Origin of the sequence: uncultured Streptomyces sp. (assembly GCF_947488945.1) — a bacterium.
Lineage (GTDB): Bacteria > Actinomycetota > Actinomycetes > Streptomycetales > Streptomycetaceae > Streptomyces.
This window is the reverse complement of record NZ_CANLBS010000018.1, coordinates 93,096-118,633: the sequence shown is the minus strand read 5'-3', so window position 1 is coordinate 118,633 and position 25,538 is coordinate 93,096. Positions and strand designations below refer to the sequence as shown.

Here is a 25,538-nt window from a genome sequence, read left to right as displayed (position 1 = left end):
GAACGGGGCCGGGCCGATCGCGGGGTCGGGCCGCCGGGCGGGGGATCAGGGCCGGCGGGCCGTCCAGACCTCGCGGGTCGCGCGGACCGTCAGGTCGTCGCGGCGCAGCAGGCTCTCCGGTCCTGCGCCGTCGAGCAGCGTGTCGAGCGTGGCCAGGTCGTCCGCCTCCAGCCGGTCGCCGAGGTGGTCCCGGACGCGGCGCAGGGTCGCCCGCGCGTAGCGGCCGGTCGCCTCGTGGAGATCCGGGCCGCGCAACTCGATCGCGTACGTCCGCTCGGACTCCACGGTGAAGCCCGCCGCGGCGAGCGGCCCGCCCCAGGCCGCCCCGAGGTGCGGCACGTCGGTGGCGTGCCGCGCGGACAGCATCGTGTGGACGCGCGCTTCGAGGCCGGGGCGGCCGATTCCGAGGTCGTCGGGGAGGAAGCGCGGCAGGCCGTCCAGCTCGACCACGGCCAGCAGCCCGCCGGGGCGCAGCGCCGCCAGGATCTCCTTGAGCGTCCTGGCCGGGTCCGCCATGTGGTGCAGAGAGGCCGAGGCCCAGACCAGGTCGAAGGTGCCGACGGGCGGCCATCCGGTGTCCAGGTCGGCCGCGACGGTGCTGACGCGGTCGGCGAACCCGAGCCGGGCGGCCTTCTCGTCGAGACGGGCCAGCATCTCCGGCGACCGGTCCACGGCGACGATCTCGGCCTGCTCGAACGCCCGCGCCAGTGCGAGGGTTCCGGTGCCCGTGCCGGCGCCGAGGTCCAGGACGCGGCCGACGGCCGCCCCGTCGGCCAGCGCGCGCACCGAGGCGACGACCTCGGCGAGGTGCGCGTGCAGGACCTCCGCGTCGAGGTCGAGCATCTCGGCCAGCGTGCCGAAGTCCCCGTCGGCGTCGTGGTCGTGGCCGTGGTCGTGCTGATGGTCGTGGTCGTGTCCGGGGCGGTCGCCGTGGTCGTGGGCGGGCGGCTGCGGGTCGTGCTGCGGGTGCGGGGTGTCCATGGCTCCGAGCGTACGGCGGGTTTGCCTCCATGGCATACGCTCTTGCGTATGACGCAAGACGGAGAACTGGACGCCCTGGTCCGCACCCGCATCCGGGGCCTGCGGCTGGCCCAGGGCCGCTCGCTGGACGAACTGGCGGCACGCTGCTACCTCAGTCCGTCGACGCTCAGCCGGATCGAGACCGGCCACCGGCGGATCAGCCTCGACCAGCTCAGCTCGATCGCGCGGGCCCTGGACACCACGATCGACCAGCTCGTGGAGCCGGCCGGGGACGAGGACGTGGTGATCAGACCCGAGCACCACGAGGAGCGCGGCATCACCACCTGGGTGCTCAGCCGCGGCGCGGGAGCGCCGGGGACCAAGGTGGCGAAGATGCACATCACCAAGCCCGCGCCCGCCCCCGGCCGGGCGGACCTCAAGGTGCACCCCGGCCGGGACTGGTTCACCGTGCTGTCGGGGACGGTCGTCCTGCTGCTCGGGGAACGCAGGATCACGGTCGAGGTGGGGCAGGCGGCGGAGTTCTCCACGATGGTCCCGCACGAGTTCGGCGCGCTCGGCGGCCCCGCGGAGATCCTCGGCATCTTCGACCAGGACGGCCGGCGCATGCACCTCACGTCCCTGGAGTAGTCCCCTGCCACCGGCCCGCGAACCCGCCCCGGGCCGCCGTGCGCGGACAGTTTTGCGCGGGCGCGTTCCGGAGACTGAAACCCCTGGTGGGGCGGGCGGGGCGGCGTGCGACACTCACCCCATGTTCGGCGTCATCGACCTCCCCACCTACCTCGCGGGCCTGATCGTCATCGTGCTGCTGCCCGGCCCCAACTCCCTCTACGTGCTCTCCGTCGCGGCCCGGCGCGGGGTGCGCCCCGGCTACACCGCGGCCGCGGGCGTCTGGTGCGGGGACACCGTCCTGATGACGCTGTCCGCGGCCGGTGTCGCCTCGCTGCTCCAGGGCAACGCGCTGCTCTTCGGCATCGTGAAGTTCGCCGGCGCGGGCTATCTGACCTGGCTGGCGCTCGGCATGCTGCGCAGCGCCCGGACCATGTGGAAGGCCCGCCACACCCCGGTGGAGACGCTGGAGGAGAGCGTCGCCGCCGACGAACGGCCGTTCCGGCGGGCCCTGGTGGTGAGTCTGCTCAACCCCAAGGCGATCCTCTTCTTCATAGCCTTCTTCGTGCAGTTCGTGGACCCCGGTTACGCCCACCGCGCCCTGTCCTTCGTGGTCCTCGGGGCGTTCGCGCAGATCGCCAGCGTCCTCTACCTGAGCGCGCTGATCTTCGGCGGCACCCGGCTGGCCGCCGCCTTCCGGCGCCGCCGCCGGCTGTCCGCCTGGGCGACCTCGGCCGCCGGGGTGCTGTTCCTCGGCTTCGCCGCCAAGCTGTCGCTCGCCTGAGGACGGGCACGGCGGGGGCCGGTCACCCGGCCCCCGCCGGACGCGCCGTCAGCGGCGTACCCCCGCGGCCCGCGACAGGGGCGCGCCCGTGCGCCGTTCGACCTCCTCGGGCGTCACCCCCGGCGCGGTCTCGGTCAGTACGAGGCCGTCCGGGGTGACGTCCAGCACCGCCAGGTCGGTGATGATCCGCTGCACGCAGCGCTCACCGGTGAGCGGCAGGGTGCAGCGCTCCACGATCTTCGGGGAGCCGTCCTTCGCCGTGTGGTCCGTCAGCACGATGACGCGGCGCGCCCCGTGCACCAGGTCCATCGCCCCGCCCATCCCCTTGACCATCGCTCCCGGAATCATCCAGTTGGCGAGGTCGCCGCGCGCGGAGACCTGCATCGCGCCGAGGACCGCGGTGTCGATGTGGCCGCCGCGGATCATGCCGAAGGACAGTGCGGAGTCGAAGAACGAGGCGCCCGGCAGCACTGTCACCGTCTCCTTGCCGGCGTTGATCAGATCGGGGTCGACCTGATCCTCCGTCGGGTACGGGCCGGTGCCGAGGATGCCGTTCTCCGACTGGAGCACGACGTGCACCCCGGGCGGCAGGTGCGAGGGGATCAGGGTGGGCAGCCCGATGCCCAGGTTGACGTAGGAGCCGTCGGTCAGCTCCCGGGCGGCGCGGGCCGCCATCTGCTCGCGGGTCCAGCTCATGCGCGCACCGTCCTCTTCTCGATCTGCTTGTCGGCCGCCTGCGCGGGTGTGAGGGCGACCACCCGCTGGACGAAGACGCCCGGCAGGTGCACCGCGTCGGGCGCCAGGTCGCCCGGTTCCACCAGTTCCTCGACCTCGGCGACGGTGATCCGGCCCGCCATCGCCGCCAGCGGGTTGAAGTTGGCGGCGGACTTCCGGAAGACGAGGTTGCCGTGCCGGTCGCCGCGCCAGGCGCGCACCAGCGCGTAGTCGGTGGTGATGCCGTGCTCCAGCACGTGGGTCCGGCCGCCGAACTCCCGGCTCTCCTTCGGCGGCGAGGCCACCGCCACCGTGCCGTCGGGGGCGTACCGCAGCGGCAGTCCGCCGTCGGCGACCTGGGTGCCGACACCGGCCGGGGTGTAGAAGGCGGGGATGCCGCAGCCGCCGGCCCGCAGCCGCTCGGCGAGGGTGCCCTGCGGCACGAGTTCGACCTCCAGTTCGCCGGAGAGGTACTGCCGGGCGAACTCCTTGTTCTCCCCGACGTACGAACCGGTGACCCGCGCGATCCGGCCGGCGGCCAGCAGCACACCGAGGCCGTGGCCGTCGGTGCCGCAGTTGTTGGAGACGACCCGCAGACCGCCGGTGCCGCGGGCGTGCAGCGCGCGGACGAGGGTGTCGGGGATGCCGCTGAGGCCGAAACCGCCGACGGCGAGCGAGGCGCCGTCCGGGATGTCGGCCACCGCGAGGTCGGCGCTCGCGCAGACCTTGTCCATGCCCATGGTGTCCATGCAGGTTCGCCTTTCAGTGCGCGCGCAGTGCGTCGGAGATGGATTTGGCGCCCCCGTGCGCGGTGTAGCCGCCGTCGACCGGGATCTCCGCCCCGGTGATGAAGGAGGCCCGGTCGGAGAGGAGGAAGGCGACGAGGGGGGTGATCTCGTCCACGGTCCCGGTGCGGCCCAGTGGCGTCTCGCGGAGGTTCGACGCGCGGAACGCGGGGGCCGCCGAGGCCGTCATCTCCGTCTCGATGAAGCCGGGGTGGATGGTGTTGACGCGGATGCCGCGCGGGCCGAGCTCCATGCACGCGGTCTTCGACAGACCGCGCAGCGCCCACTTGCTGCTGGTGTACGCGACCGGGTAGTGCCCGGTCAGCGCTGCCGAGGAGCCGACGTTGACGATCGAGGCGCCCGCCTCCATCAGCGGTGCCAGGTGCTGGATCGCCAGCAGCGGGCCGGTCACGTTGACCGCGTGGACACGGGAGAAGTCCTCGGCCGTGACCTCGTCGAGCCGGGCCCGCCAGGTGACGCCCGCGTTGTTGACCAGCCCGTGCACCCGGCCGTGCTCCGCGCGCAGTTCCTCGGCGAGGGCGGCCCAGCCCGCGGCGCTGGTGACGTCGAGCCGCCGGCATCCCGGCGCCGCCACGACGTCGGTGGCGACCACCGTCGCCCCGGCCGCCGCCAGCGCCGCCGCCTCGGCCGCGCCCTGGCCCCGGGCGGCGCCGGTGACCACCACCACCCGGCCCGCCAGTTCGCCGGTGCTCACGGGCGCACCGGCATGCGCCTGCGGGCCGCCGGCAGTTCCACCGGGGCGGCCCCCGCCACCACCGTGTTGGAGACGCTGCCGAGGCCCTCGACGGTGAGCGTGACCGTGTCGCCCGGCACCAGCGGGGGCGGTGTGCGCTCGCCGCGTACGCCCCAGAGCTCGCCCAGGCAGCCGCCGTTGCCGCAGGTCCCGGAGCCCAGCACGTCGCCGGGCCGCACCAGGGTGCCGCGCGAGGCGTAGGCGGTCATCTCCTCGAACGTCCAGCTCATGTGGGACAGCAGGTCCTCGCCGACCACCTCGCCGTTGATCTCGGCGCGCATCGACAGCCGCAGGAAGCCGTCCGCGTCGCGGTGGGGCTCCAGTTCGTCGGCGGTGACCAGGTAGGGGCCGAGCGTCGTCGCGGTGTCCTTGCCCTTGGCCGGGCCGAGGCCCACCTGCATCTCGGCGCCCTGGAGGTCGCGCGCCGACCAGTCGTTGAAGACCGTGTACCCGACGATGTGGTCGCGGGCCTGCTCGGGCGTGAGGTCGCGGCCCTCCCGGCCGATCACCGCGGCGACCTCCAGTTCGAAGTCCAGCACGTGGCAGCCGGGCGGGACCGGAACGTCGTCGTGCGCGCCGATCACGGCGTACGGGTTGGTGAAGTAGAAGGTGGGCGCCGCGTACCACTGGGCGGGGATCTCGGTGCTGCCCTCCATGGAGCGGCGCATCCCGCTCATGTGCTCCTCGAACGTGACGAAGTCACGGACGGTCGGCGGCTGCACGGGCGGCAGCAGGCGCACCTCGGAGACGTGCGGTCCGGGGGGTGCGGCGAGCGCGGCGGTCCCGGCGGCGAGCAGGCCGGGCAGGCCGCCGGTCTCGATCAGGGCGAGCAGCGGGGTGCCGTCCGGCAGCGGGTGCAGGGTGCCGTCGTCCTGGACGACGGCGGTGCGGTCCGGGTCGTCGAGGTGGGCGTAGCGGGCGAAACGCATGGGGCTCCGTAAGTCCGTTCACGGGAAGGACCGGGGGCGCGGCGGGCGTCAGGGCGTTGACAGAGGCGCCGCGCCCCCGGGGCGAGGGGCCGGCTCCGGGGGCGAACGGGCGGAGCCGGCGGGCTGGGCCGGCCGGGCAGGTCGGCGCCGTACCGGGCCGGGCCGTGCGCGGTCAGACCGGCGGGGCCACGAAGACGCCCCGGTCGGGGTCGTTGAAGGACTCCTTGGCGACGATCTCGTTCATCGCGTTGGCGGTGCCCCACTGGTCGGTGACCTCGGGCTTGGAGAAGTCGTAGACGTGCGGGTGCCAGGTGTCCTCGTCGAGCTCCTCCAGCTCGGTGGTGTACTCGACGGTGTTGCCGTGCGGGTCGAGGAAGTACGTGAACGTGTTGTCGCCCGCCATGTGCCGGCCGGGCCCCCAGATCTTCTTGAACCCGGCCCGCATGACCCGGCCCGAGCCCCGCATGTACTCGTCCAGCCCGCGCATCTCGAAGGACACGTGGTGGAGCGAGGTGTGCGGACCCTGCGCGATGGCCATCGAGTGGTGCTGGTTGGAGATCCGCATGAAGTGCATGACCTCGCCCATGTGCGGGGAACTCAGCGTGTCGGACAGGGCGAAGCCCAGGTGCCGTTCGTACCAGGCCCGCGTCCGGTTCAGGTCCGGCGAGTTGAGGACGACGTGGGAGAGGCGGACCGGGACGGCCTCCTTCTCCTCGATGCGCCGGTGCTGCCGGGTCTCGACGTCGGCGGACACCTCGACGGTGCGGCCGTCGACGTCGAAGAAGCGGAAGCCGTACCCGCCGCCCGGGGTGTCGATGTGCCCCGGCCGGGACACCAGCTGGACGTCCTGGGCGAGCAGCCGCTCGGCGAGGGTGTCGACGTCGGCGGCGTTCGCCGCGCCGAACGACACCAGGTCCAGGCGCTTCTCCTGCGCGCGGCGCAGCCGGATCACGTAGTTCTCCGGGGAGCCCTCGGCGGCCAGGAAGGAGATCCCGGAGTCCTCGGTGACGGTGGTCAGGCCCCAGACGCCCGCGTAGAAGTCGAGCTGCTTCTCGTAGTCGGGCACGGCGAGGTCGACGTGGCGCAGGTGGGTGAGCAGACGGCCGTTCATGGTTCCTCCTTCAGGACAGGCGCAGCAGGGCAGCCGCGTTGGCGCCGCGTACGGCGTGGAAGTCGGCGGCGTCGAGTCCGGCCGCCCGGAGCGCCGCCAGCGGGTCGTCGGCGCCCATGTCGAACGGGAAGTCCGACCCGAGAAGGACCCGGTCCGCGCCGGCGGACGCGACCAGCGCCCGCAGCACCGCCGGGTCGTGGACCAGCGAGTCGAACCAGATCTGCCGGAGGTAGCTGCTGGGCTCGCGGGCGCAGCCGCGTGCGTCGGGCCGGGCCCGCCAGGCGTGGTCGGAGCGGCCGATGTGGGTGGGCAGGTAGCCGCCGCCGTGCGCGGCGACCAGCTTCAGACCGGGGTGCCGGTCGAGCACCCCGGAGAAGATCAGATGGGAGAGCGCGACGGCGTTCTCGGTGGGCTGGCCCACGGTGTTGGACAGGTACCAGCGGTCCAGCCGCTCGTCGAGGGTGCAGCCGAAGGGGTGCAGGAACAGCAGCGCGCCGGTCTCCTCGGCCCTGGCCCAGAACGGTTCGTACGCCGGGTCGGAGAGTTCGATCCCCCGGCCGTCGGCGCCGGGGCGGGGCGCGTGCGAGGAGATCTCCACGCCGAGCAGCCCGAGGCCGAGCGCATGGTCGAGGGCCTCGACGGCCAGCTTCGGATGCTGCTGCGGTACCAGACCGAGCCCGTGCAGCCGGGCGGGGGCCTCGGCGCAGTGGGCGGCGGTCGCGGTGTTCGCCGTCTCCCAGACGGTGCGGGCCAGTTCCTCGTCCGCCCAGTAGTGGTAGTGCGACGGCGAGGGGGAGACGAGCTGGACGTCCACGCCGACGGCGTCCATCGCCGCGAGACGCACCGCGGCGTCGGTCAGCTTCGGTATCCGGGCGCGCACCATCTCCCCGCTCACCGCGAGCGCCTCCGCGCCGTTGCGGCGGGCGTCCAGCGCCCGGTGGGCGGCGAGTCCGGGGGCCGCGGCCACCGCCGCCTCGACGGCCGGCACCAGCAGGTGCGCGTGGACGTCGATGGTCGGTGCGGCGGCCGGGTCGGCGCCGGTCCCGGGGGTGTGGTCGGGGGTGGTCACGGCAGCTCCTTGAGGATGTTCATCGTGCGGCCCATCAGGCCGGGTACATCGGCGTCGCGGACGCCGTCGAGCTGCCAGCGGCCGATCTGCACCGAGGCGTCCACGACCGTGCGGACCCGCTCGATGCGGCGGCTGCGGTACCGGCGCAGCAACGCGTCGTCCCAGACCTCGTGGGTGCGCAGCAGTTCGACGAGGACCGAGACGTCCTCCAGCGACATCGCCGCGCCCTGCGCGATGGTGGGAGGGCAGGCGTGGGCGGCGTCGCCCACCAGCACCACCCGTCCCCGGTGCCAGTCGCCCTCGACCAGGTGCCGGTCGAACCAGGTGTAGTTGATCTGCGAGGGGTCGGTGAGGCTCTCCCGGATCTGCGTCCAGTGCCCGCCGTACCCGGCCGCCAGCGCCCGCATCTCGTCCGCGTACGTGGCCGGGTCGATGGAGGCGCGGTCGCGGTTGGCCTCCACCAGGTAGGCGTAGACGGTGTCCTCGCCGGTCGGGCAGAACCCGGCGATGAACGCCGGTCCGCCGTAGGCGAGATGGGTGCGCTCGACGCCCGCCGGACGCGGCGCGGGGGCCCGCCAGATCGCCATCCCGGTCGGCTCGGGGCGCTCGGTGACGCCGATCGCCGCGCGGGTCCGGGAGCCGATGCCGTCGGCGGCGACCACCAGGTCGTACCGCCCCGAGGTGCCGTCGGTGAAGACGACGTCCACGCCGGAACCGTCCTGGGTCAGCTTCTCCACCGTGGTGCCGAGCCGGACCCGGGTCCCGGAGGCGCGGACCGCGTCGATCAGGATCCGCTGGAGCGCCGGGCGCTGCATGCCCACGGTGGCCGGGAGGTCGTCGCCGCCGGTGCGCACGTCCTGCTGGGTGAAGACCACGTCGCCGGCCGGCGTCACGATCGAGACGCCGTCCGTGGAGGCGCCCTGCTCGGCCACCCGGTCCCAGACACCGACCTCGCGCAGTACCCGCAGCGCGTTGCCCTGGAGGGTGATCCCGGAACCGTAGGCGTTCCAGTCCTCCTTGACCTCGACGAGGTCGACGTCCATCCCGGCCCGGCGGGCCAGTACGGCGAAGCTGTTGCCGGCGGTGCCACCGCCGACGACCAGGACGGATGGGGTACGGCTCATGAGTTCCTCCGCGTGGAAGTGTGTCGACGGGGCGGGGTGGAGCGCGGCTGTCCAGGACGCGCTCCACCGGATCCGCCCCGGGCTGGTGACGGCGTCCGTCACCGGCGCCCATCCCGTGGCGCCGGTGCGAAGTGCCGTTCTCGGCTGGCTACTTGACGGCGACCGGGTTGACCGGGGAACCCACCGCGCCGGTGATCGGCAGCGGAGCGGCGGTGAGCCAGAAGTCGTAGCGGCCGTCCTCGGCGCAGTCGGCCGCGAGCGCGTCCGGGTCCCACATCTCACCGATCAGCAGCCCCATGTTGGGGATGGCGACCTGGTGCAGGGGCTGGAAGGCGGTCTCGAACTCGTTGGGCCGCACCTCGAAACCCCAGGTGTCGGTGGCGATCGCCGCGATCTCCGTGCGGTGCAGCCAGCCGGCGGCGGTGAACGACAGGCCGGGGGCGGGCCCGCCCGCGTATTCGCCCCAGCCCTGCCGGCGGGCCCGGGAGAGCTGCCCGGTGCGTACCACGAGCAGGTCGCCGCGCCCGACGGTGACCCCGTGCGCCTCGGCCGTCGCCGTCAGGTGCTGCTCGGTGACCGCGAAGCCGTCCGGCAGTTCGCCGTCCGGACCGCCGAAGACCCGGCCGACGTCCAGCAGGACCCCGCGCCCGGCGACGTACGGCGCCATGTGCTGGATGCCGGTGACCAGGTCGCCGTCGGAGGTCACGACCTGCTCGGCCGGGCGGCCGTTCCACGCCTTGCCGTGGTCGAAGATGTGGCCGAGCCCGTCCCACTGCGTCGAGCACTGCAACGGCATGGCGATGACGTCGTCCGCCCCGCCCAGTCCGTGCGGGAAGCCCTGGATGCCGAGGGCGGCGTCGGTGCCGGTGTCCAGCATGGTGTGCACCGGGTTGGTCCGGCGGCGCCAGCCCTTCTGCGGACCGTCCATGTCGAAGGACTGCGCCAGCGAGAACGACACTCCGCGCCGCACCAGGGCCGCACCCTCGCGCCGCTTCTGCGCGTCCAGGAAGTTGAGCGTGCCGAGCACGTCGTCCTCGCCCCAGCGGCCCCAGTTGGAATAAGCCTCGGCGGCGCGGGCGATCTCGGCCTCGGGGTTCTGGCGGTCGATCACCGGGCCTCCTCCGTGACGCAGCGGGTGCGCTGGGCGCCGAGCCCCGTGATCGAGCCGTCCATGACGTCGCCGTCGCGCAGCAGGCGGCCCCAGTGCATGCCGTTGCCGGCCGGGCTGCCGGTCAGCACCAGGTCGCCGGGGAGGAGCCGGGCGGTCTGCGAGATGTAGGAGATGATCCGGGCGACCCCGAAGAGCATGTCCTTCGTCGACTCGTCCTGCATCGTCTCGCCGTTGAGCTTCAGCGTGACCTGCAAGTCGTCGGTGTCCGCCACGAAGGCCGCGGGGACGAGGTAGGGGCCGAGCGGAGTGAAACCGGGCAGGTTCTTCGAACGCAGCCAGTCGGTGCCGATCGCCGCCATGTCCCGGCGGAACACGGTCGCCCGGTCGGTCAGGTCGTTGGCGATGGTGTAGCCCGCGACGTACTCCAGCGCCTCCTCGGTGGAGATCCGGTAGGCCGGCCGGGAGATCACCGCGGCCAGTTCCAGCTCCCAGTCGGGCTTCGCGCAGTCGGCGGGCAGCTCCACGTCGTCGTAGGGGCCGGTGAGGGAGCTGGGCAGGCCGATGAAGACGTACGGCAGGTCCTCCGCCGCCCGGCGGTCCATCAGCGCCGCGACCTCCGCGCGCGCCTCCTCGACGGTCCGCGGGTCGTCGGGCGAGCGGTGCGCGACGTCCAGGTCGATCACGTGCTGCCGGTAGTTGGCGCCGGACTGGAAGATCTGCTGCGGCCGCAGCGGCGCGTGCACCAGGAGCTCGTCCAGGCGCAGCCAGTCGCCGCCCGTCCCGGCCGTCGCGGCCAGTTCGGTGAGGGCCGGAAGGATCGCGTCCCACTCCTCGACCAGGGCGCGTACGTCGTGCGGCGCGGAGTCCAGCGCCGTGCGCAGGTCCCGCACCCTGTCCTCGACCACCAGGCCGGGGAACGGTGCCGAACCCGGGACCTCGAAGGTTCCGAGTGCGAACGGGACGGTCAGGACCGACGGTTGCCGGAGTGTTGCCACGAGATTTCCTTCCGCTGACTGGGACCACTGTGGACCCGCCCCGAAGGATCACGGAAATCGATTATCGGTATACCCTGCATCTGCCCGGTGGATGGCCCCGGTGCCCCCGGAGAGCGGAGCGAGCCGCATGAGCGCGATGAACCTGTCCCGCCTCGACCTCAACCTGGTCGTGGCCCTGCGCGCCCTGCTGGAGGAGCGCAACGTCACCCGGGCCGGGGAGCGGGTGGGGCTCAGCCAGCCCGCGATGAGCGCCGCGCTCGGCAGGCTCCGCCGCCACTTCGGCGACGACCTGATCGCCCGTACCGGCAACACCTACGAGCTGACCCCGCTCGGGGCGGACCTCCGGGACCGCGCGGCCGCCGCCTGCGATCTGCTCGAACGCGTCTTCAGCAGCCAGGCCGTCTTCGATCCGGCCGTCGCCACGCGGGAGTTCACCCTGCTGGGCTCGGACTACGGGGCGACCGTCTTCGGGGCCGCGCTCACCCGGCTGCTGCACGAGGAGGCGCCCGGCATCCGCATCACCTTCCAGCAGAGCGGGCCCGCGATCGTGGAGAACACCGGGGCCGTGCTGAGCGCGGTGGACGGCCTGCTGATGCCGCACGGGATCATCGACGGGTTCCCCGCCGTGGAACTTCTCCGGGACCGCTGGGTCTGCCTCGTCGCCGACGACCACCCCGAGATCGGCGACACCCTCACCCTGGACGACCTCGCCCGGCTCCCGTGGGCGGTCTACCAGCGCCCCTACGACGCCCCGGCCACCCGGCAGCTCAGCATGATCGGCGTGCAGCCCCGGGTGGAGGTCTCGGTGCAGACGTTTCAGTTGCTGCCCCACCTGGTGGAGCGGACCCGCCGGGTCGCGATGATCCAGGAACGGCTGGCCCGCCGGCTGGAGGGGATGGCGGCGGTACGCGTGCTGGAGTGCCCCTTCGAGGCCGTGCCGGTCCAGGAGGCGATGTGGTGGCACCCCGTCCACACCCAGGACGCGGCCCACCAGTGGCTGCGCGAGACGGTGGCGCGCGTCGGCGCGGAGGTGGACGCGGCGGGGCGGTGAGGGTCCGCCGGGGGCGTGACGCGGACGCGCAGGGGAGGCCCGGACGCGCAGGGGCCCGGTCCGGGCCGTGCGGCGCCGCCTCCGGGGAGGGGCGCCCGCGCGTCCGGACCGGGCCCCTGCGCGGTTCCCGTGCGGGCGGGCCGCCGGCGGCCGGCGGCCGGCGGGGATCAGTGGTCGGCGGCCTCCGGGTTGCGCCGTACGCCGACGACGGCGACGACGGCCCCGAGGAGGCAGAGCACCCCGGTCACCAGCGCGGAGGTGTGCACGCCGTTCATGAACGCCTGGCCGCTGCCCTCGATCACCGCGGACTTCAGCTGGGCCGGCATGTCGCCGGAGACCGGCGACACGCCCATCGACACCGCGTCCTTGGCGCTCTCCAGCCCGTGCGCGACGGGGGCCGGAACACCGGCCGAGGTCAGTTCGCCGGTGAGGGTCGAGCCGACCCGGCTGCTGATCAGCGAGATCAGCACGGAGGTGCCGAGCGCGCCGCCGATCTGCAGCGCGGTCGCCTGAAGACCGCCGGCGACCCCGCCGTCGCGCACCGGGGCGTTGCCCACGATGGCGTCGGAGGAGGCGGCCATCACCATGCCGACGCCGAGGCCGAGCGCGATGAAGCACGGCCACAGCGCCGTGTACGAGGAGTCCACGCCCCAGCCGAGCATCGCGAACGACGCCCCGCCCTGGAGGACCATGCCGAGCGGCATCGTCAGCCGGGCGCCGAACTTCTCCGTCAGCTTCGCGCCGAGCGGCGACGCCACGACCGAGGCCAGGCTGAGCGGCAGGGTGCGCACGCCCGCCTCCACGGGGGTGAACCCGCGCACGTTCTGCAGGTACAGCATCACGAAGAAGATCGAGCCCAGCAGCACGAAGAAGTTGATGGCGGTGATGATCGTGCCGATGGTGAGCGCGGGGCTCCGGAACAGGCGCATCGGCAGCAGCGGGTGCTCGATCCGCGTCTCGTACCAGCCGAACGCCACCAGGATCACCAGGCCGGCCGCGAGCGTTCCGAGGGTCGAGCCGGAACTCCAGCCCCACGTCTCACCCTTGACCACGCCGAAGACCAGCACCAGCATGCCGAGCGCCAGCAGCACGACGCCGGGGACGTCGAAGCGGTGGTGGCCCGTGGGGCTCTTGCTCTGCGGCAGCACGATCGCGCTGACCACGAGGGCGATGATGCCGATGGGGGCGTTGATGTAGAAGACGGACTCCCAGTTGACGTGCTCCACGAGCAGTCCGCCGACGATGGGGCCGAGGGCGGTGGACACCGAGGAGACCATCGCCCAGATGCCCACGGCCATGCCGAACTTCTTCGGCGGGAAGACCGCGCGCAGCATGCCGAGGGTGTTCGGCATCAGCAGCGCGCCGAAGAAGCCCTGGACGGCCCGGAAGGCGATGACGCCCTCGACCGACTGCATCAGTCCGATGGCGACCGAGGCGAGGGTGAAGCCCGCCACGCCGACCATGTAGAAGGTGCGCCGGCCGAACCGGTCGCCGAGCTTGCCGCCGAGGATCAACGCGGCGGCGAGCGCGAGGAGATAGGAGTTGGTGACCCACTGGAGGTCGCTCGTCGAAGCCTGGAGGTCGCGGCCGATCTCCGGGTTGGCGATCGAGACGACGCTGCCGTCCAGGCCGACCATGAACAGGCCGAAGGCGACGGCGACGAGCGTCAGCCAGGGGTTGGCGCGACGCCCGCGGGCGGGTTCCGGCGGGGCGCCGGCGGGCGGCGTGGGACGGTCCACGGCGGTGGAGGACATGAAAGTGCCTTGTTCTCTGGGAAGGGATCCGCGACGGGCCCGGGACGGGACCCGCCGAGGGCGGTACGAGGGGTACGGGAGGGGCGCGCGTCCGCCCCGGGGTGTACGGGAGCAGGGACACGCCCGGCACGCGGCCGCGCGGCCCGGTGGCCGCCGGAGGCGGGGAGGGTCAGTGCGCGGCGGGGTGCAGGTGGTGCGTCAGGGTGCGCAGGGCGGAGAGCGCCGAGCCGATGGCGGCGCGTTCGCCGTCGCTCAGGCTGTGCAGCGCCTCGACGACGTAACCGTCCATCAACTGTTCGACCTCGGTGACGCGGGACAGCGCCAGGTCCGTGAGGCACAGGTGGATGACGCGCTTGTCGGCCGCGTCGGGGCGCCGCTCCAGCAGGCCGTCGACCACCATCTGGGAGACCAGGGCGCTCACGTTGTTCGGCTTCATCAGCAGCGCCTCCGCCGCCTTGCGGACCGTGATCGCGTCGTGCTCGCGGACGAGCCGGAGCAGCGCCATCTGGCCGTCGGAGGGCTTGGGCAGCGGGAAGTCCTGCTGGACGCGCCGGTCCAGGGCCCGGTGCAGCGCGGGCACGGCCGTGGTGATCGCGGAGGCGATCCGGCCGAGGTCCTGGGGGGACGCGCTGGTGGAGGTCATATGAGGAGTGTAAGTATGGAGAAATAGGTATGTCAACATAGCTAACCTGGTCGTCACTCGCCAGGGGAGGTGGTGAGAGGCGTGTTGACGCAAGGTGCACGGTGACGTTGCTCACAGGGATACTGGCGGCCATCCGGGCAAGGTGGCAGAAGATCGCCGCACCGCCCCCTTCCGCGGAATCGAGGCCCTCGTGACCACCGCATGCGTCGTGCTGCTCGTCTGGTCCGCCGCCTCCCTCCTCCTCGGCCTCCTCCTCGCGCCCCGCATCCACTCCAGCGACCGCCGGTGCGCCGCGGCCCGGCCCGCCGCCCCGAGCGCCCGACCCGCTGCCCCGAACGGCGGGTTCCGCGCGGGGCGGGGTGCGGCGTAGGGCGGTATGGCCCTTCCCTCACGGCCTTTTCCCCGGGTGCGTGCCGACAGGCTGGGCGCTTTCCGCCCCTTCCGCGCATCCCGCCGTGCCCGTTGTCCCGGTGCGGTGAACCGGCGCGCAACGGTGCGCGTGCGCCTTGCGGATCGTTACCCCACCCCCTGTTGAACCTTGGGTTCCGCATAGCTTAGCCTTACCTAACTTTTACTGCTCCACCACAGAACCATGAGGAACTCCATGTTCGGGACCCTTCGCGCGCGCCGTCGTACGATCGCCGCCTCCGCCGCGGCCGCAGCCCTCACCCTGGTGCTGGGCGCCTGCTCCTCCGACGGCGACGGCGAGGACACCAAGAACGCGGCCGCCGCGAAGAGCAACGGAGCGTTCCCCGTCTCGATCAAGAGCGCGCTCGGCACCGCGACGATCGACGAGAAGCCGAAGCGCGTCGTGACGCTGGGCCAGGGGTCCGCCGAGACCGCGATAGCCCTCGGCACCACTCCGGTCGGCATCGAGAGCTACGAGTGGGGCAGCGACGACTCCGGCTACCTGCCGTGGATCAACGAGGCCGTCAAGAAGAAGGGCGACAAGCTGCCGACCCAGTTCACCGGTGGCGAGGAACTGGACTTCGAGGCCATCACCGAGCTGGAGCCCGACGTCATCCTCGCCCCCTGGTCGGGCGTCACGCAGAAGCAGTACGACGTCCTCAAGGACATCGCGCCCACCGTGGCCTACCCGGACCAGGCCTGGAGCACGGACTGGGACCAGCAGATCGACATCATCGGCACGGCGCTCGGCCAGACCGCCGACGCCGACGGCCTGAAGAAGACGATCGACAAGCAGCTCTCCGACGCCGCCGCGAGCCGCCCGCAGTACAAGAACGTCACGTTCTCGTACATCTACACCTCCGGCCCCGGCACCCTCGGCATCTTCAAGCCCAGTGAGCAGCGGGTGACCATGGTCTCCAAGCTCGGCCTGACCGTCGACCCGGTCGTCAACACCTTCAAGGAGACCGAGGGCACCGACTCCGCGCTCATCGGCCTGGAGAACGCCGAGAAGCTGAAGGACAGCGACCTGCTCTTCACCTTCTACACGGACGCCAAGACCCGCAAGGAGATCGAGGCGCAGAAGCTGTACGCCGCGATGCCGGCGGTCAAGAGCGGGGCGATCGTCGCCAGCAACGACAACCCCTTCGTCACGGCCTCCTCGATCATCAACCCGCTGACCGTCCCGTGGGTCATCGAGCGCTACCTCCCGCTCATCGACAAGGCCGTCGCCGCCGCCGGCAAGTAGCCCCGGCAGCAGCCCTCGGCCCCCGGGAGCCCCGGTCCACCTCATGGCAACCACCACGGTCGCGCCCGCGAGCGGCGCCGGTACCCCGCGTACCGGCGCCGCCCGTACGGCGCTCCTCCTCCTCGTCGCCCTCGCCGCACTGGCGCTCTCGCTCTGCGCCAGCGTGATGTTCGGCAGCCGCAGCACGTCGTTCGGCGACGTGCTGGACGTCCTCACCGGCAGCGCCGACCCCAACGTCACCGCCATCGTCGAGAGCCGCTACCCCCGCACGGCGCTCGGCGTGCTCGCCGGGCTCTCCCTGGCCGTCGCCGGCACCCTGATGCAGGGCGTCTCCCGCAACCCGCTGGCCGAACCGGGCCTCCTCGGCATCAACGCCGGGGCGTCCGCGGGCATCGTGACCGCCACCGCGTGGTTCGGCGCCTCCGGTTCGACGGCGACGATGTGGTGGGCGCTGCCGGGCGCGCTCCTCGCCGGAGTGCTGGTGCACGTCGTCGGATCCGCAGGTTCCGGTAACGGCGTGGTGCGGCTGGTCCTCGCCGGCGCGGTGCTCTCCGCCGTCCTCACGGCGTACATCCAGGCGGTCACCCTCAGCAAGCCGAAGGTCTTCGACAGCTACCGCTACTGGGTGGTCGGGGCCCTCGGCGGACGGGACTTCGACGTCTTCTGGTCGGTCCTGCCGTTCGCGGCGACCGGCCTCCTGCTGGCGCTCGCCCTCGGGCCCGGCCTCAACGCGCTCGCCCTCGGCGACGCCACCGCCGTCTCCCTGGGCTCCCGCCCGGCCAGGACCCGGACCGGCGGCCTGATCGCCGCGACCCTGCTGAGCGCCGCCGCCACCGCGGCCGTCGGCCCGGTCGCGTTCGTCGGACTCGCCGTGCCGCACGTCGTACGGGCCCTGGTCGGCGTCGACTTCCGGGCGCAACTGGTGTTCTCGGCCCTCGCCGGGCCCACCCTGCTGCTCCTGGCCGACGTGGTGGGACGGGTCGTCATGCGGCCCACCGAACTGATGGTCGGCGTCGTGACCGCCTTCATCGGCGCGCCCGCGCTGCTCGTCGCCGTACGCAGGATGAGGGGCACCGCATGAACGCCACCGCCGGCACCCGTCCCGACGACACGTCCGGGCGGCTCGGGAAGTCCGGAAAGTCTGGGAAATCCGGTCCGAAGGGGTATCTCCGGATCGGCCGGAGCATCGCGCTGCCGGTGCGACGGGTCTCCGTCGTGGTCGCGCTGGTGCTGCTCGTCCTGCTGCTCGCCGCCTGCGTCGCCACGCTGACGCTCGGCCGGCTGGGCGTCGGCCTCGCCGACCTGCCGACCGCGCTCACCGGCGGTGCGGAGGGCAAGGACCACTTCGTACTGGAGCGGCTGCGCGGGCCCCGGCTGGTCGTCGCCCTCGGAACCGGCGCGGCGCTCGGGCTCTCCGGCGCGCTCTTCCAGTCCGTCACCCGCAACCCCCTCGGCAGCCCGGACGTCATCGGCCTGGCCGCCGGAGCGGGTGCCGGCGCGGCGATCGTCGCCATGTACTTCCCCGGGGACGTCCCGGTGGCGGTCGGCGCGCTGCTCGGCGCGGTCGTCGCCATGGCGCTGGTCCACGTGTCCACCGGCACCGGGTTCCGCAACCCCGCCCGGCTCGTGGTGGCCGGCATCGGCGTCGCCGCGATCGGCGGAGCCGTCACCCAGTACGTCGTGTACGCCATCGAGCGCGACAAGGCGTCCGCGCTCACCTCGTACGTCAACGGGAGCCTCACCGCGCGTTCGTGGGGTGACGCCGCCACCATCGGCGTGGTGCTGCTGCTGGCCGCGCCGTTCGTGGCGGCCGTCGCCCGGCGGCTCGCCGTCGTGGAGATGGGCGACGAGATCGCCGAAGGGCTCGGCGCGGAACCGAGGAAGACCAAGAGCCTCGCGGTGGTCCTCGCGATCGTGCTGTCGGCCGGCGCCGTGGCGGTCGCCGGGCCCATCGCCTTCGTCTCCCTGACCGCCCCCCAGGTCGCCAAGCGCCTCACCCGGGCGTCCGGTCCGCACCTGCTGCTCGGCGCGTTGTCGGGCGCCCTGCTGCTGGTCGTCGCGGACCTGTGCGCCCAGCAGTTGCCGCTCTTCGACGACCTGCCGGTGGGCATCTACACGATGGCGATCGGCGGGCTGTACCTGGGCCATCTGCTGGTCAGGGAATGGCGTCGGGGCGTCCTGTGAACCGGGAGCGCCGCGGTGACTGGCCCCGTACAGGTTCGTCGTCCATACTTCGCGCCGTGGAGCAGAGCATAGATTCCAACAAGAAGCCCGTGTTCGCCGCAGGAACAGATCCGGCGTTCATCCCCGGCCTCACGGCCCCGACTTCCGTCGGATCGGAGGACGGGGACGAGGCGGCCGGCCCGGCGCCCGAAGACCGGACGCCCGAAGGCGGGGTGCCCGAAGATCGGGTGCCGGGCAGGGACGAGACCAGCGGGACGTCCGGGGACACCGGGGCCGACGCGCCCGAGGACGCGACGGCCGAGGCGGAGACAGCCGCGGAGGCGGACGTGGAGGGCGACGCGTCCGACACGGACGGCGCCGCCGCGGACGAGGACCAGCCGGTCTTCGAGGTCAGCGACCGCCGGGGGTCCATCCGCGTGGGCCCGGAGGGCGTCCGCTTCACGCTGGACGACCAGGAGGCCGAGTTCGACTGGTCCGAGATCGGCGCGGTCGAGTCCAAGTCCGCCCGGTTCGGCCGCCGGTTCACCATCACCGTGCACCTGTCGACGCGCCGGTGGTTCAACGCCGAGGTCGAGGCGGAGAGCCGGGACCGGCTGAAGTCCTGGCCCGACGAGCTGGACGCGGTGCTGGACTCGTACTTCGAAGAGTCCTGAGCCGGTCCTGAGCCGGTCCTGAACCGGTAGGTGTCCTGGCGGCGGCCCGCGGCCCCGGGTGCGCGCCGAGGGCCGCTCGTCCACGCCCGCGCGTACCCGTACCCCTGAGCGCCACGGGTACGGGTACGGGACACGCTTCGTGCCGGCCGTCAGCCCTCGTCCAGGACCACCGAGCGGGTGAGGTGGCGGGGCCGGTCCGGGTCGATGCCGGCGGCCACGGCGCGGGCCACCGCGAGCCGCTGCACGCGCACCAGGTCGGCCAGCGGGTCGAGGCCGCTCTCCACCCACAGCGCGCCCGTCGCGCGCACCTGGTCGGCCAGCCCTTCGGGCGCCGCGCCGAACATCCAGGTCGCCGTGCCCGTGGTGGCGATGCTGATCGGGCCGTGACGGTACTCCATCGCCGGGTACGACTCGGTCCAGGAGAGCGACGCCTCCTTCATCTTCAGCGCCGCCTCGTTGGCGAGGCCCACCGTCCAGCCGCGTCCGACGAAGGTGAACTGCGTCGCTTCCAGGAGCCCTTCGGGCAGCGGCTCGGCGAGAGCCGTTCCGGCGTCCCGGACCGCCTCCTCGGTGTGCAGCCCCAGGTGCGCGCGGAGCAGCGTGAAGACCGTGGTGGCGAACCGGGTCTGGACGACGGAGCGTTCGTCCGCGAAGTCCAGGACCACCAGGTCGTCGGCCGCCGCCCTGACCGGCGTGTTCGGGTCCGCCGTGAGAGCGACGGTGCGGGTGGTGCCCTTGAGGCGGGTGAGCAGGTCGAGCACCTCGGTGGTGGTGCCGGACCGGGTCAGCGCGACGACCCGGTCGTAGCCGCGGCCGAAGGGGAACTCCGAGGCCGCGAAGGCGTCGGTCTCGCCCTGGCCGGAACCCTCGCGGAGCGAGGCGTACGCCTGGGCCATGTAGAAGGAGGTGCCGCACCCGACGACCGCCACCCGCTCACCCGCTGCGGGCAGGGTCTCCTCGTGGTCGCCGGCGAGGGCGGCGGCGCGGCGCCAGCACGAGGGCTGACTGGCTGTCTCGGTTTCGACGAACGACACGTCTGCACTCCGCATGATCGGTAAAGCTGCCTGACAGGCAGTTACATGTTCGAAACTGCACGCTAGCCGTGTGCAACGAGCAAAATCAAGCATGCGTCGGAAGGCGCCCGGTCACCGGGCCGAGAGGGCCAGCGGGTTCGCGACTGTGCGACGCTTGCGGCTGTCCGGCCCCCGACGGCCCCGTCCCCCTCGGGGCTCAGCGGCGGCGCGCCGGACGGGAGGAGATACGCACCCGTGTCCAGGGACGCCCGCTGGGACGCACTGCTCGAACTCGTCGGCAAGCACGGCCGGGTGGAGGTCGAGGACGCCGCTACCGCACTCGACGTCTCGGCCGCGACGATCCGCCGCGACCTCGACCAACTGGCCGAGCAGCAGCTGCTCACCAGGACCAGGGGCGGCGCGGTGGCCCACGGCGTCGCCTACGAGCTCGCCCTCCGCTACAAGACGGGCCGGCGCGCCCCCGAGAAGCGGGCCATCGGCCGCGCCGCCGCCGAACTGATCGCGCCGGGCGACGTGGTGGGCCTGACCGGCGGGACCACGGTCACCGAGGTGGCCCGCGCGCTCGCCGTCCGCGCGGACATCGTCGGGGAGGCCGGGGCGGCGGGCGGACGGCCCGCCCTGACGGTGGTGACCAACGCCCTGAACATCGCCGGTGAGCTGACGATCCGTCCGCAGATCAAGATGGTGGTCACCGGGGGCGTCGCCCGGCCTCAGTCCTACGAGCTGACCGGCCCGCTGGCCGACGCGGTGCTGCGTGACATCGCCCTGGACACCGCGGTGCTGGGCGTCAACGCCCTCGACGTCGTCACCGGGGCGTACGTCCACCACGAGGGGGAGGCGGGCACCAACCGGCTGCTGGCCGAACGCGCCCGGCGAGTGGTGGTGGCCGCCGACTCCACCAAGATCGGCGCCCGCGCCTTCGCCCGCGTCTGCGCCCTCGACCGCGTCGACGTCCTGGTCACCGACGCGGGCATCGGGGACCGGGCCGCGGAGCTGCTGGCGGAGCGCGGCGTGGAGGTCGTGGTGGTGTGAGGACGGGCCGGGGGCACCGCGCTGGAGGTCGCACAGCCCCTGACGCGCGTCCGCGGGCCGGGGCGCGCCGCCGGGCGCGCCGGAGGCCGCGCGCCGCACGTCGCGTGCCTGCACGCGCCACGGCCAACGCCCACACACGCACAGCGGAGCCCGCACGCGGCACGTCGGTCGGCACCGACTACCGGCACCTCTACGGCACCGGGCCGCCGGACCTCCTCGCGCTGATGGCCGACGTCGCGGTGCTCGCCGACGAGATCGAGGGCCCGTGCCGGGCCCCGGCCGCGGCGCCCGAAGTGCCCGGAATCTCGTACCGTGGGCCTGCCGATCCCGTTCCCGGCCGTGTCGCTGGTACGCCGAACGGGTGAGGGGCGAGAGGATTGCCCGATGAACAGCAGGCAGGACAGGCGCGACAGGCGCACGGACGGCCGGAGCACGGACGGGGTGGCTCGGTGAGCAGGTACGACAGGTATGACAGGTATGACGCCACCGACGCGCAGTGGGAGGGGCTCGCGCAGGTGGTGCCCCTGAGGGGCCGCAACGAGTGGCCCTCGCGCGTCGACCACGAGACCGTCCCCACCGAGGTCCCCGAGGAGCAGCGGCGGCTCGTCGTCCTGCGGGTCCAGGTGTTCGCGGACGCCCGCGAGGTGGCCGAGTACCTGGTGGCGCAGGTGCCGGTGCTGCTGGACCTCACGGCCGCCGAGTCCGACGTGGCCAAGCGCATTCTGGACTTCAGCAGCGGTGTCGTGTTCGGGCTGGGCAGCGCCATGCACCGGGTGGACCGCAACGTCTTCCTGCTGGCCCCGCTCGGCATGGAGGTGGAAGGCGTCACCCCCGCCGGAGTGACCCACGAGTGAACCGGCGGTGAGCCCCGCGGCGCACCCGGACCGCGCCGGAGACGGACGGCGGGGGGACGGGGCCGGCCGCGCTGATTTCCGTACCGTGCCGTACCCCGATCGTAGGAAGCTGGGACGGGCAAAACGGTTCGCCGGACCGGGGCGTGCGTACGGTCCGCCCATGACCACCAGAACCCACCGCCCGACCGCCGGCCCGCCCCGCGCCGCCCCGCAGCTCAGGCCCGTCGTCACGGAGCTGCGCCTGGCGGCGTTCGGTCCCCACCGGCGCACGGTGATCCCCCTCGCGCCGCTGACGGTGCTCACGGGCCCCAGCGGCAGCGGCAAGTCCGTGGCCCTCAAGGCGTACGAGGCGCTGGCCCGGCTGGGTGCGGGACTGCCGCTGGACGAGGTGTTCCCCGACCCCTCGGGGAACATCCCGGAACGGGGGGCGCCCGACGCGGAGGGGCGGCGAGGATTCCGGATCGGCTGCACCGTCGACGGGCCCGCCGGACCCGTCTGCCTGGACCTGGCCGTCCAGGCCGAGCCCACCCTGCGGATCGTCGGCGAACGGCTGACCGGCGGGGGCGAGACGCTGCTCTCCACCGCCCTGCGCGACCCCCGCAGGCCCACCGTCCAGGCCGCCTGGCACACGGCGGGCCACGTTCCGGTGACCCGCGCCCCGTTCCCCGACGACCGGCTCGGCACGGCCCTGCTGCCGCTGCGTGTCGCGGGCACCACGACGGGGCAGTTACAGGTGCTGGCCGCCGCCGAACAGGTCGTGGTGGGACTCCACTCCGCCTTCGTCTGCGACCCGCAGCCGGCCTGGATGCGCGGTCCGGCACTGCTCGGCGACGACCTGCTGCGGGGCGGCTGCGACAACATCGCCGCGGTGCTCGGCCGCACGAGGGCCCGCCACGCGGTGCGGCACGCCCGACTGGTGTCGGTGGCCTCCGCGGGCTTCGCGGAACCGGTGACGGCGCTGTCGCCCGAGGACGCCGGGGACGGGACGGTGCACGCCTCGGTGGGCCGGAACGACGGACGCAGCGGCCGGCTGGGGCTGCTCGGCGACGGCGAACTGCGCTACCTCGCCCTCGCACTCGCCCTGCTGCACGGTCCTGCGGTGCTGGAGGTGGACACCCCGGCCGAGGTGCCGGAGGCGGTCCGGGTGCTGACGGTGCTCGCGGACGGACTGGACCGGGGTCTCGACGGGCGCCAGGCGGACGAGTTGCTGCGGCTCGCGTCCACGGTCTGCGGGGACGGCCACACCCGGCTGCTGGCCGCGGTCGGCGCGGAGGCCGGGGAGGCGGCCCGCACGGTGCCCGGGGCGGCGGTGGTAGACCTGTGACCGTGGACGACATCGATCTGACCGAACTCGGCCGTCGGCTGACCGCGTTCGCGGCGGCGCGCGACTGGGAGCAATACCACACCCCGAAGAACCTGGTGGCGGCGCTCAGCGTCGAGGCGTCCGAACTGCTGGAGATCTTCCAGTGGCTGACGCCGGAACAGTCGGCACGGGTGATGGACGACCCGGGCTCGGCGCACCGCGTCGAGGACGAGATCGCCGATGTGCTCGCCTATCTCCTCCAGCTCTGCACGGTGCTGGGCGTGGACCCCGCGGCGGCGCTGGCCGCCAAGATCGAGCGGAACGAGTCGCGCTTCCCCGTGCCGGGGGCCGGGGGCGGGGGGCGTACGGACGGCGCGGGCGGTACGGATACGGGTGTGGGCGGGGACAGCCGGCCGGGCGGGGGTACGGGTGCGGGCGGCGGCCGGGCAGGCGGTGGGGTGGTCGCGGGCGGGGGCGCGGCGGGCGAGAGCGCGACTCCGGGGGAGTAGCCGGGCGGCGTGCGCCGGAGCCGCCCGGCCGCCGGTCCGGGGCGGCGGACCGGGGTCCCGTGTCCGGCCCGACCTTGGAGTCCGCTCTCCCACCCCTGGGCATCACTCTTCGGAGTGATCGAGTTATCCACATGAGATCTGGTATCCACAGATTTCCGAATTCCTCTGGTCTTTCGGTGCTGTCGACCTCACGCTGGGTAATGAACGAGGTGAGCGCGTTTCGTACGGACGGGGGAAGACCATGGAAGCGGAACGACTTGTCGACATGTGCCGTCGGGCACTCGCCGGGAGCCGGAGTGCGCCCGACGTCATGGCCGAGGTCTGGCAGGCCCAGACGCTGGCGGCCGCCGTGGGCGCCCGGCTGGCCGCCGCCGGACCCGCCGAGTTGCGCGCCGAGGCACGTGGGCTCAGTGAGACCGGCGGGGCCGCCGGGGCGGGGCCGGACCATCCGACCGTGCCCGCCGGAGGGGCCAGGGCCGCCCGGCTCACGGAGGTCGCCGACGTGCGGTCGACGCTGACGGGGCTCGGCCTGCTCCTCGGCGACGTGGGCATCGCCCTGGTCGCGGTGGCCTGCGAGACGGGGGACGACTCCCTGTACTGGCAGTGCATAGAGGCGATAGACGCGGCCGACGAATCGGTGGACCACCTCCACACGATGCTGAGGCGCCTCACCGACCAGGAACGGGACCGGGCGAGGGAGCGGGACGGCCCGTACGGCGCACTGCGGGGGTAAGGCATGGGTGCGCCGGGGTGGGGCCGAGCGTCGCGCGGTCGTCCGGGCGGGGAAGCGCCGCGGTGGGGCACCGCCGTCCGGCGGTCCGGGGGGACGGGTGGTTCGGGGGGCAGGTGGCCCGGTGGCTCGGGGCTCCGGTGGCCCGGGGGAAGGCTCCGGTGGGGCGCCGCGGGAGCGCGTGTCCGGGCCGTGCGGCGTCCGGGGTGCCGGAGGGGGCAGGATGGATGCATGGATCTTCGAATCTTCACCGAGCCCCAGCAAGGGGCGAGCTACGACACCCTGCTCACGGTCGCCAAGGCCACCGAGGACCTCGGCTTCGACGCCTTCTACCGCTCGGACCACTACCTGAAAATGGGCGCCGGCGACGGGCTGCCCGGCCCCACCGACGCCTGGATCACCCTCGCCGGCCTGGCGCGCGAGACCCGGCGCATCCGCCTCGGCACGCTGATGACGGCGGGCACCTTCCGTCTCCCCGGCGTGCTGGCCATCCAGGTCGCCCAGGTGGACCAGATGTCCGGAGGCCGGGTCGAACTCGGTCTCGGGGCAGGTTGGTTCGAGGAGGAGCACACCGCCTACGGCATCCCGTTCCCGAAGGAGAAGTTCGGCCGGCTGGAGGAGCAGCTCGCCATCGTCACCGGCCTCTGGTCCACCGAGCCCGGCAAGACCTTCGACTACGACGGCACCTACTACCAGTTGAAGGACTCGCCGGCCCTGCCCAAGCCCGCGCAGCGCAAGATCCCGATCCTGGTCGGCGGCCACGGCGCGACCCGTACGCCCCGGCTGGCCGCCCGGTACGCCGACGAGTTCAACATCCCGTTCGCCTCGCTGGCGGACAGTGAGAAGCAGTTCGGCCGGGTCCGGGAGGCGGCGAAGGCGGCCGGACGGGCGCCGGACGACCTCGTCTACTCCAACGCGCTGGTCGTCTGCGTCGGCAAGGACGACGCGGAGGTCGCCCGCCGGGCGGCGGCGATCGGGCGCGAGCCGGAAGAGCTCAAGGCCAACGGCCTCGCCGGTTCGCCGGCCGAGGTGGTGGACAAGATCGGCCAGTACGCGGCCATCGGCTCCTCCCGGATCTACCTCCAGATCCTCGACCTCGACGACCTGGACCACCTGGAGCTGATCTCCTCGCAGGTCCAGACGCAGCTCGGCCGAGAGTGAGGCCGTGACCCTG

General features: G+C 73.1%; 27 protein-coding genes and 1 pseudogene. 15 read left to right on the top strand and 13 right to left on the bottom strand.

What is annotated here, in order from left to right; all coding sequences use genetic code 11:
• Positions 1 to 45: 45 nt before the first annotated feature.
• The gene (locus Q0994_RS25325) at positions 46 to 981 is read right to left on the bottom strand and encodes a class I SAM-dependent methyltransferase (RefSeq protein ID WP_299538591.1); all 936 of its coding nucleotides are present in this window, start codon (positions 979 to 981) and stop codon (positions 46 to 48) included.
• Positions 982 to 1,029: 48 nt separating this feature from the next.
• Between Q0994_RS25325 and Q0994_RS25320 the strand changes: the two genes are divergently transcribed.
• The gene (locus Q0994_RS25320; protein ID WP_299538588.1) at positions 1,030 to 1,608 is read left to right on the top strand and encodes a helix-turn-helix domain-containing protein; all 579 of its coding nucleotides are present in this window, start codon (positions 1,030 to 1,032) and stop codon (positions 1,606 to 1,608) included.
• A gap of 121 nt (positions 1,609 to 1,729) precedes the next feature.
• Positions 1,730 to 2,371 (top strand): leucine efflux protein LeuE, encoded by a 642-nt coding sequence (leuE, locus tag Q0994_RS25315; protein ID WP_299538585.1) that lies wholly within the window; start codon positions 1,730 to 1,732, stop codon positions 2,369 to 2,371.
• Positions 2,372 to 2,419: 48 nt separating this feature from the next.
• Here leuE and Q0994_RS25310 read toward each other — a convergent pair whose 3' ends face one another.
• The 9 genes from Q0994_RS25310 to Q0994_RS25270 all read right to left on the bottom strand — a co-directional run bounded on the left by Q0994_RS25310 (position 2,420) and on the right by Q0994_RS25270 (position 10,963).
• On the bottom strand, positions 2,420 to 3,067 hold the full coding sequence (locus tag Q0994_RS25310) for a CoA transferase subunit B (RefSeq protein ID WP_299538582.1): 648 nt from the start codon (positions 3,065 to 3,067) through the stop codon (positions 2,420 to 2,422).
• Positions 3,064 to 3,819 (bottom strand): CoA transferase subunit A, encoded by a 756-nt coding sequence (locus Q0994_RS25305; protein WP_299538747.1) that lies wholly within the window; start codon positions 3,817 to 3,819, stop codon positions 3,064 to 3,066. The genes Q0994_RS25310 and Q0994_RS25305 overlap by 4 nt, the downstream gene beginning before the upstream one ends.
• A gap of 28 nt (positions 3,820 to 3,847) precedes the next feature.
• Entirely contained in the window at positions 3,848 to 4,585 is a 738-nt protein-coding gene (locus Q0994_RS25300) for an SDR family NAD(P)-dependent oxidoreductase (RefSeq protein WP_299538580.1), read from the bottom strand.
• A complete protein-coding gene (locus Q0994_RS25295; RefSeq protein ID WP_299538578.1) occupies positions 4,582 to 5,553 on the bottom strand; it encodes a fumarylacetoacetate hydrolase family protein in 972 nt (323 codons plus the stop codon). Before Q0994_RS25295 ends, Q0994_RS25300 begins: the two co-directional genes overlap by 4 nt.
• Positions 5,554 to 5,725: 172 nt before the next feature.
• The gene (locus Q0994_RS25290; RefSeq protein ID WP_299538576.1) at positions 5,726 to 6,664 is read right to left on the bottom strand and encodes a VOC family protein; all 939 of its coding nucleotides are present in this window, start codon (positions 6,662 to 6,664) and stop codon (positions 5,726 to 5,728) included.
• 10 nt (positions 6,665 to 6,674) lie between these two features.
• On the bottom strand, positions 6,675 to 7,733 hold the full coding sequence (locus tag Q0994_RS25285) for an amidohydrolase family protein (RefSeq protein WP_299538574.1): 1,059 nt from the start codon (positions 7,731 to 7,733) through the stop codon (positions 6,675 to 6,677).
• Positions 7,730 to 8,857, bottom strand: coding sequence for an FAD-dependent oxidoreductase (locus Q0994_RS25280; RefSeq protein ID WP_299538572.1), 1,128 nt, complete (start codon positions 8,855 to 8,857; stop codon positions 7,730 to 7,732). Before Q0994_RS25280 ends, Q0994_RS25285 begins: the two co-directional genes overlap by 4 nt.
• 148 nt (positions 8,858 to 9,005) lie before the next feature.
• Positions 9,006 to 9,968: a cyclase family protein gene (locus tag Q0994_RS25275; RefSeq protein WP_299538570.1), complete on the bottom strand. Its 963-nt coding sequence runs from the start codon at positions 9,966 to 9,968 to the stop codon at positions 9,006 to 9,008.
• On the bottom strand, positions 9,965 to 10,963 hold the full coding sequence (locus tag Q0994_RS25270) for a fumarylacetoacetate hydrolase family protein (RefSeq protein WP_299538568.1): 999 nt from the start codon (positions 10,961 to 10,963) through the stop codon (positions 9,965 to 9,967). Before Q0994_RS25270 ends, Q0994_RS25275 begins: the two co-directional genes overlap by 4 nt.
• Positions 10,964 to 11,099: 136 nt before the next feature.
• On the opposite strand from Q0994_RS25270, the gene Q0994_RS25265 reads away from it, so the two are divergent.
• A complete protein-coding gene (locus tag Q0994_RS25265) occupies positions 11,100 to 12,014 on the top strand; it encodes a LysR family transcriptional regulator (protein ID WP_299538745.1) in 915 nt (304 codons plus the stop codon).
• A 167-nt stretch (positions 12,015 to 12,181) separates the two neighbouring features.
• On the opposite strand, the gene Q0994_RS25260 is transcribed toward Q0994_RS25265, so the two are convergent.
• Both Q0994_RS25260 and Q0994_RS25255 read right to left on the bottom strand, forming a co-directional pair.
• Positions 12,182 to 13,768 (bottom strand): DHA2 family efflux MFS transporter permease subunit, encoded by a 1,587-nt coding sequence (locus Q0994_RS25260; RefSeq protein WP_299538566.1) that lies wholly within the window; start codon positions 13,766 to 13,768, stop codon positions 12,182 to 12,184.
• Positions 13,769 to 13,937: 169 nt separating this feature from the next.
• A complete protein-coding gene (locus Q0994_RS25255) occupies positions 13,938 to 14,411 on the bottom strand; it encodes a MarR family winged helix-turn-helix transcriptional regulator (RefSeq protein ID WP_299538562.1) in 474 nt (157 codons plus the stop codon).
• Between the two features lie 190 nt (positions 14,412 to 14,601).
• Here Q0994_RS25255 and Q0994_RS25250 point away from each other — a divergent pair, with 190 nt between their 5' ends.
• The 5 genes from Q0994_RS25250 to Q0994_RS25230 all read left to right on the top strand — a co-directional run bounded on the left by Q0994_RS25250 (position 14,602) and on the right by Q0994_RS25230 (position 18,902).
• Positions 14,602 to 14,781 carry a hypothetical protein gene (locus Q0994_RS25250; protein WP_299538560.1) on the top strand — a complete coding sequence of 60 codons (180 nt, stop codon included), beginning with the start codon at positions 14,602 to 14,604 and terminating at the stop codon, positions 14,779 to 14,781.
• A gap of 234 nt (positions 14,782 to 15,015) precedes the next feature.
• Positions 15,016 to 16,065 carry an iron-siderophore ABC transporter substrate-binding protein gene (locus Q0994_RS25245; RefSeq protein WP_299538557.1) on the top strand — a complete coding sequence of 350 codons (1,050 nt, stop codon included), beginning with the start codon at positions 15,016 to 15,018 and terminating at the stop codon, positions 16,063 to 16,065.
• Between the two features lie 43 nt (positions 16,066 to 16,108).
• Positions 16,109 to 17,146 carry an iron ABC transporter permease gene (locus Q0994_RS25240; RefSeq protein ID WP_299538555.1) on the top strand — a complete coding sequence of 346 codons (1,038 nt, stop codon included), beginning with the start codon at positions 16,109 to 16,111 and terminating at the stop codon, positions 17,144 to 17,146.
• On the top strand, positions 17,143 to 18,249 hold the full coding sequence (locus Q0994_RS25235) for an iron chelate uptake ABC transporter family permease subunit (protein WP_299538553.1): 1,107 nt from the start codon (positions 17,143 to 17,145) through the stop codon (positions 18,247 to 18,249). Before Q0994_RS25240 ends, Q0994_RS25235 begins: the two co-directional genes overlap by 4 nt.
• Positions 18,250 to 18,305: 56 nt before the next feature.
• Complete coding sequence (locus Q0994_RS25230; RefSeq protein WP_299538551.1) at positions 18,306 to 18,902, top strand: hypothetical protein; 597 nt, start codon at positions 18,306 to 18,308, stop codon at positions 18,900 to 18,902.
• 149 nt (positions 18,903 to 19,051) lie between these two features.
• On the opposite strand, the gene Q0994_RS25225 is transcribed toward Q0994_RS25230, so the two are convergent.
• Entirely contained in the window at positions 19,052 to 19,936 is an 885-nt protein-coding gene (locus tag Q0994_RS25225; protein WP_299538548.1) for an SIS domain-containing protein, read from the bottom strand.
• 234 nt (positions 19,937 to 20,170) lie between these two features.
• Between Q0994_RS25225 and Q0994_RS25220 the strand changes: the two genes are divergently transcribed.
• The 7 genes and pseudogenes from Q0994_RS25220 to Q0994_RS25190 all read left to right on the top strand — a co-directional run bounded on the left by Q0994_RS25220 (position 20,171) and on the right by Q0994_RS25190 (position 25,525).
• Entirely contained in the window at positions 20,171 to 20,968 is a 798-nt protein-coding gene (locus Q0994_RS25220) for a DeoR/GlpR family DNA-binding transcription regulator (RefSeq protein WP_299538546.1), read from the top strand.
• Between the two features lie 104 nt (positions 20,969 to 21,072).
• Positions 21,073 to 21,333 carry a hypothetical protein gene (locus tag Q0994_RS25215; protein ID WP_299538543.1) on the top strand — a complete coding sequence of 87 codons (261 nt, stop codon included), beginning with the start codon at positions 21,073 to 21,075 and terminating at the stop codon, positions 21,331 to 21,333.
• Between the two features lie 84 nt (positions 21,334 to 21,417).
• Positions 21,418 to 21,822, top strand: a complete 405-nt coding sequence (locus tag Q0994_RS25210; RefSeq protein WP_299538540.1) for a cell division protein SepF — start codon at positions 21,418 to 21,420, stop codon at positions 21,820 to 21,822.
• A gap of 160 nt (positions 21,823 to 21,982) precedes the next feature.
• A complete protein-coding gene (locus tag Q0994_RS25205) occupies positions 21,983 to 23,146 on the top strand; it encodes an ATP-binding protein (protein ID WP_299538537.1) in 1,164 nt (387 codons plus the stop codon).
• A 2-nt stretch (positions 23,147 to 23,148) separates the two neighbouring features.
• A pseudogene (locus tag Q0994_RS25200) lies at positions 23,149 to 23,475 on the top strand (nucleotide pyrophosphohydrolase); the annotation flags it as partial.
• Between the two features lie 400 nt (positions 23,476 to 23,875).
• Positions 23,876 to 24,367, top strand: a complete 492-nt coding sequence (locus Q0994_RS25195) for a DUF6099 family protein (RefSeq protein WP_299538535.1) — start codon at positions 23,876 to 23,878, stop codon at positions 24,365 to 24,367.
• A 228-nt stretch (positions 24,368 to 24,595) separates the two neighbouring features.
• The gene (locus tag Q0994_RS25190; protein ID WP_299538533.1) at positions 24,596 to 25,525 is read left to right on the top strand and encodes an LLM class F420-dependent oxidoreductase; all 930 of its coding nucleotides are present in this window, start codon (positions 24,596 to 24,598) and stop codon (positions 25,523 to 25,525) included.
• Positions 25,526 to 25,538: the final 13 nt, after the last annotated feature.

Excerpts from the sequence above, each read along its gene's own strand:
- Q0994_RS25325 (WP_299538591.1), bottom strand. The coding sequence starts at position 981 with ATGGACACCCCGCACCCGCAGCACGACCCGCAGCCGCCCGCCCACGAC.
- Q0994_RS25320 (WP_299538588.1), top strand. The coding sequence starts at position 1,030 with ATGACGCAAGACGGAGAACTGGACGCCCTGGTCCGCACCCGCATCCGG.
- leuE (WP_299538585.1), top strand. The coding sequence starts at position 1,730 with ATGTTCGGCGTCATCGACCTCCCCACCTACCTCGCGGGCCTGATCGTC.
- Q0994_RS25310 (WP_299538582.1), bottom strand. The coding sequence starts at position 3,067 with ATGAGCTGGACCCGCGAGCAGATGGCGGCCCGCGCCGCCCGGGAGCTG.
- Q0994_RS25305 (WP_299538747.1), bottom strand. The coding sequence starts at position 3,819 with ATGGACAAGGTCTGCGCGAGCGCCGACCTCGCGGTGGCCGACATCCCG.
- Q0994_RS25295 (WP_299538578.1), bottom strand. The coding sequence starts at position 5,553 with ATGCGTTTCGCCCGCTACGCCCACCTCGACGACCCGGACCGCACCGCC.
- Q0994_RS25290 (WP_299538576.1), bottom strand. The coding sequence starts at position 6,664 with ATGAACGGCCGTCTGCTCACCCACCTGCGCCACGTCGACCTCGCCGTG.
- Q0994_RS25280 (WP_299538572.1), bottom strand. The coding sequence starts at position 8,857 with ATGAGCCGTACCCCATCCGTCCTGGTCGTCGGCGGTGGCACCGCCGGC.
- Q0994_RS25265 (WP_299538745.1), top strand. The coding sequence starts at position 11,100 with ATGAACCTGTCCCGCCTCGACCTCAACCTGGTCGTGGCCCTGCGCGCC.
- Q0994_RS25260 (WP_299538566.1), bottom strand. The coding sequence starts at position 13,768 with ATGTCCTCCACCGCCGTGGACCGTCCCACGCCGCCCGCCGGCGCCCCG.
- Q0994_RS25255 (WP_299538562.1), bottom strand. The coding sequence starts at position 14,411 with ATGACCTCCACCAGCGCGTCCCCCCAGGACCTCGGCCGGATCGCCTCC.
- Q0994_RS25245 (WP_299538557.1), top strand. The coding sequence starts at position 15,016 with ATGTTCGGGACCCTTCGCGCGCGCCGTCGTACGATCGCCGCCTCCGCC.
- Q0994_RS25240 (WP_299538555.1), top strand. The coding sequence starts at position 16,109 with ATGGCAACCACCACGGTCGCGCCCGCGAGCGGCGCCGGTACCCCGCGT.
- Q0994_RS25235 (WP_299538553.1), top strand. The coding sequence starts at position 17,143 with ATGAACGCCACCGCCGGCACCCGTCCCGACGACACGTCCGGGCGGCTC.
- Q0994_RS25205 (WP_299538537.1), top strand. The coding sequence starts at position 21,983 with ATGACCACCAGAACCCACCGCCCGACCGCCGGCCCGCCCCGCGCCGCC.
- Q0994_RS25195 (WP_299538535.1), top strand. The coding sequence starts at position 23,876 with ATGGAAGCGGAACGACTTGTCGACATGTGCCGTCGGGCACTCGCCGGG.
- Q0994_RS25190 (WP_299538533.1), top strand. The coding sequence starts at position 24,596 with ATGGATCTTCGAATCTTCACCGAGCCCCAGCAAGGGGCGAGCTACGAC.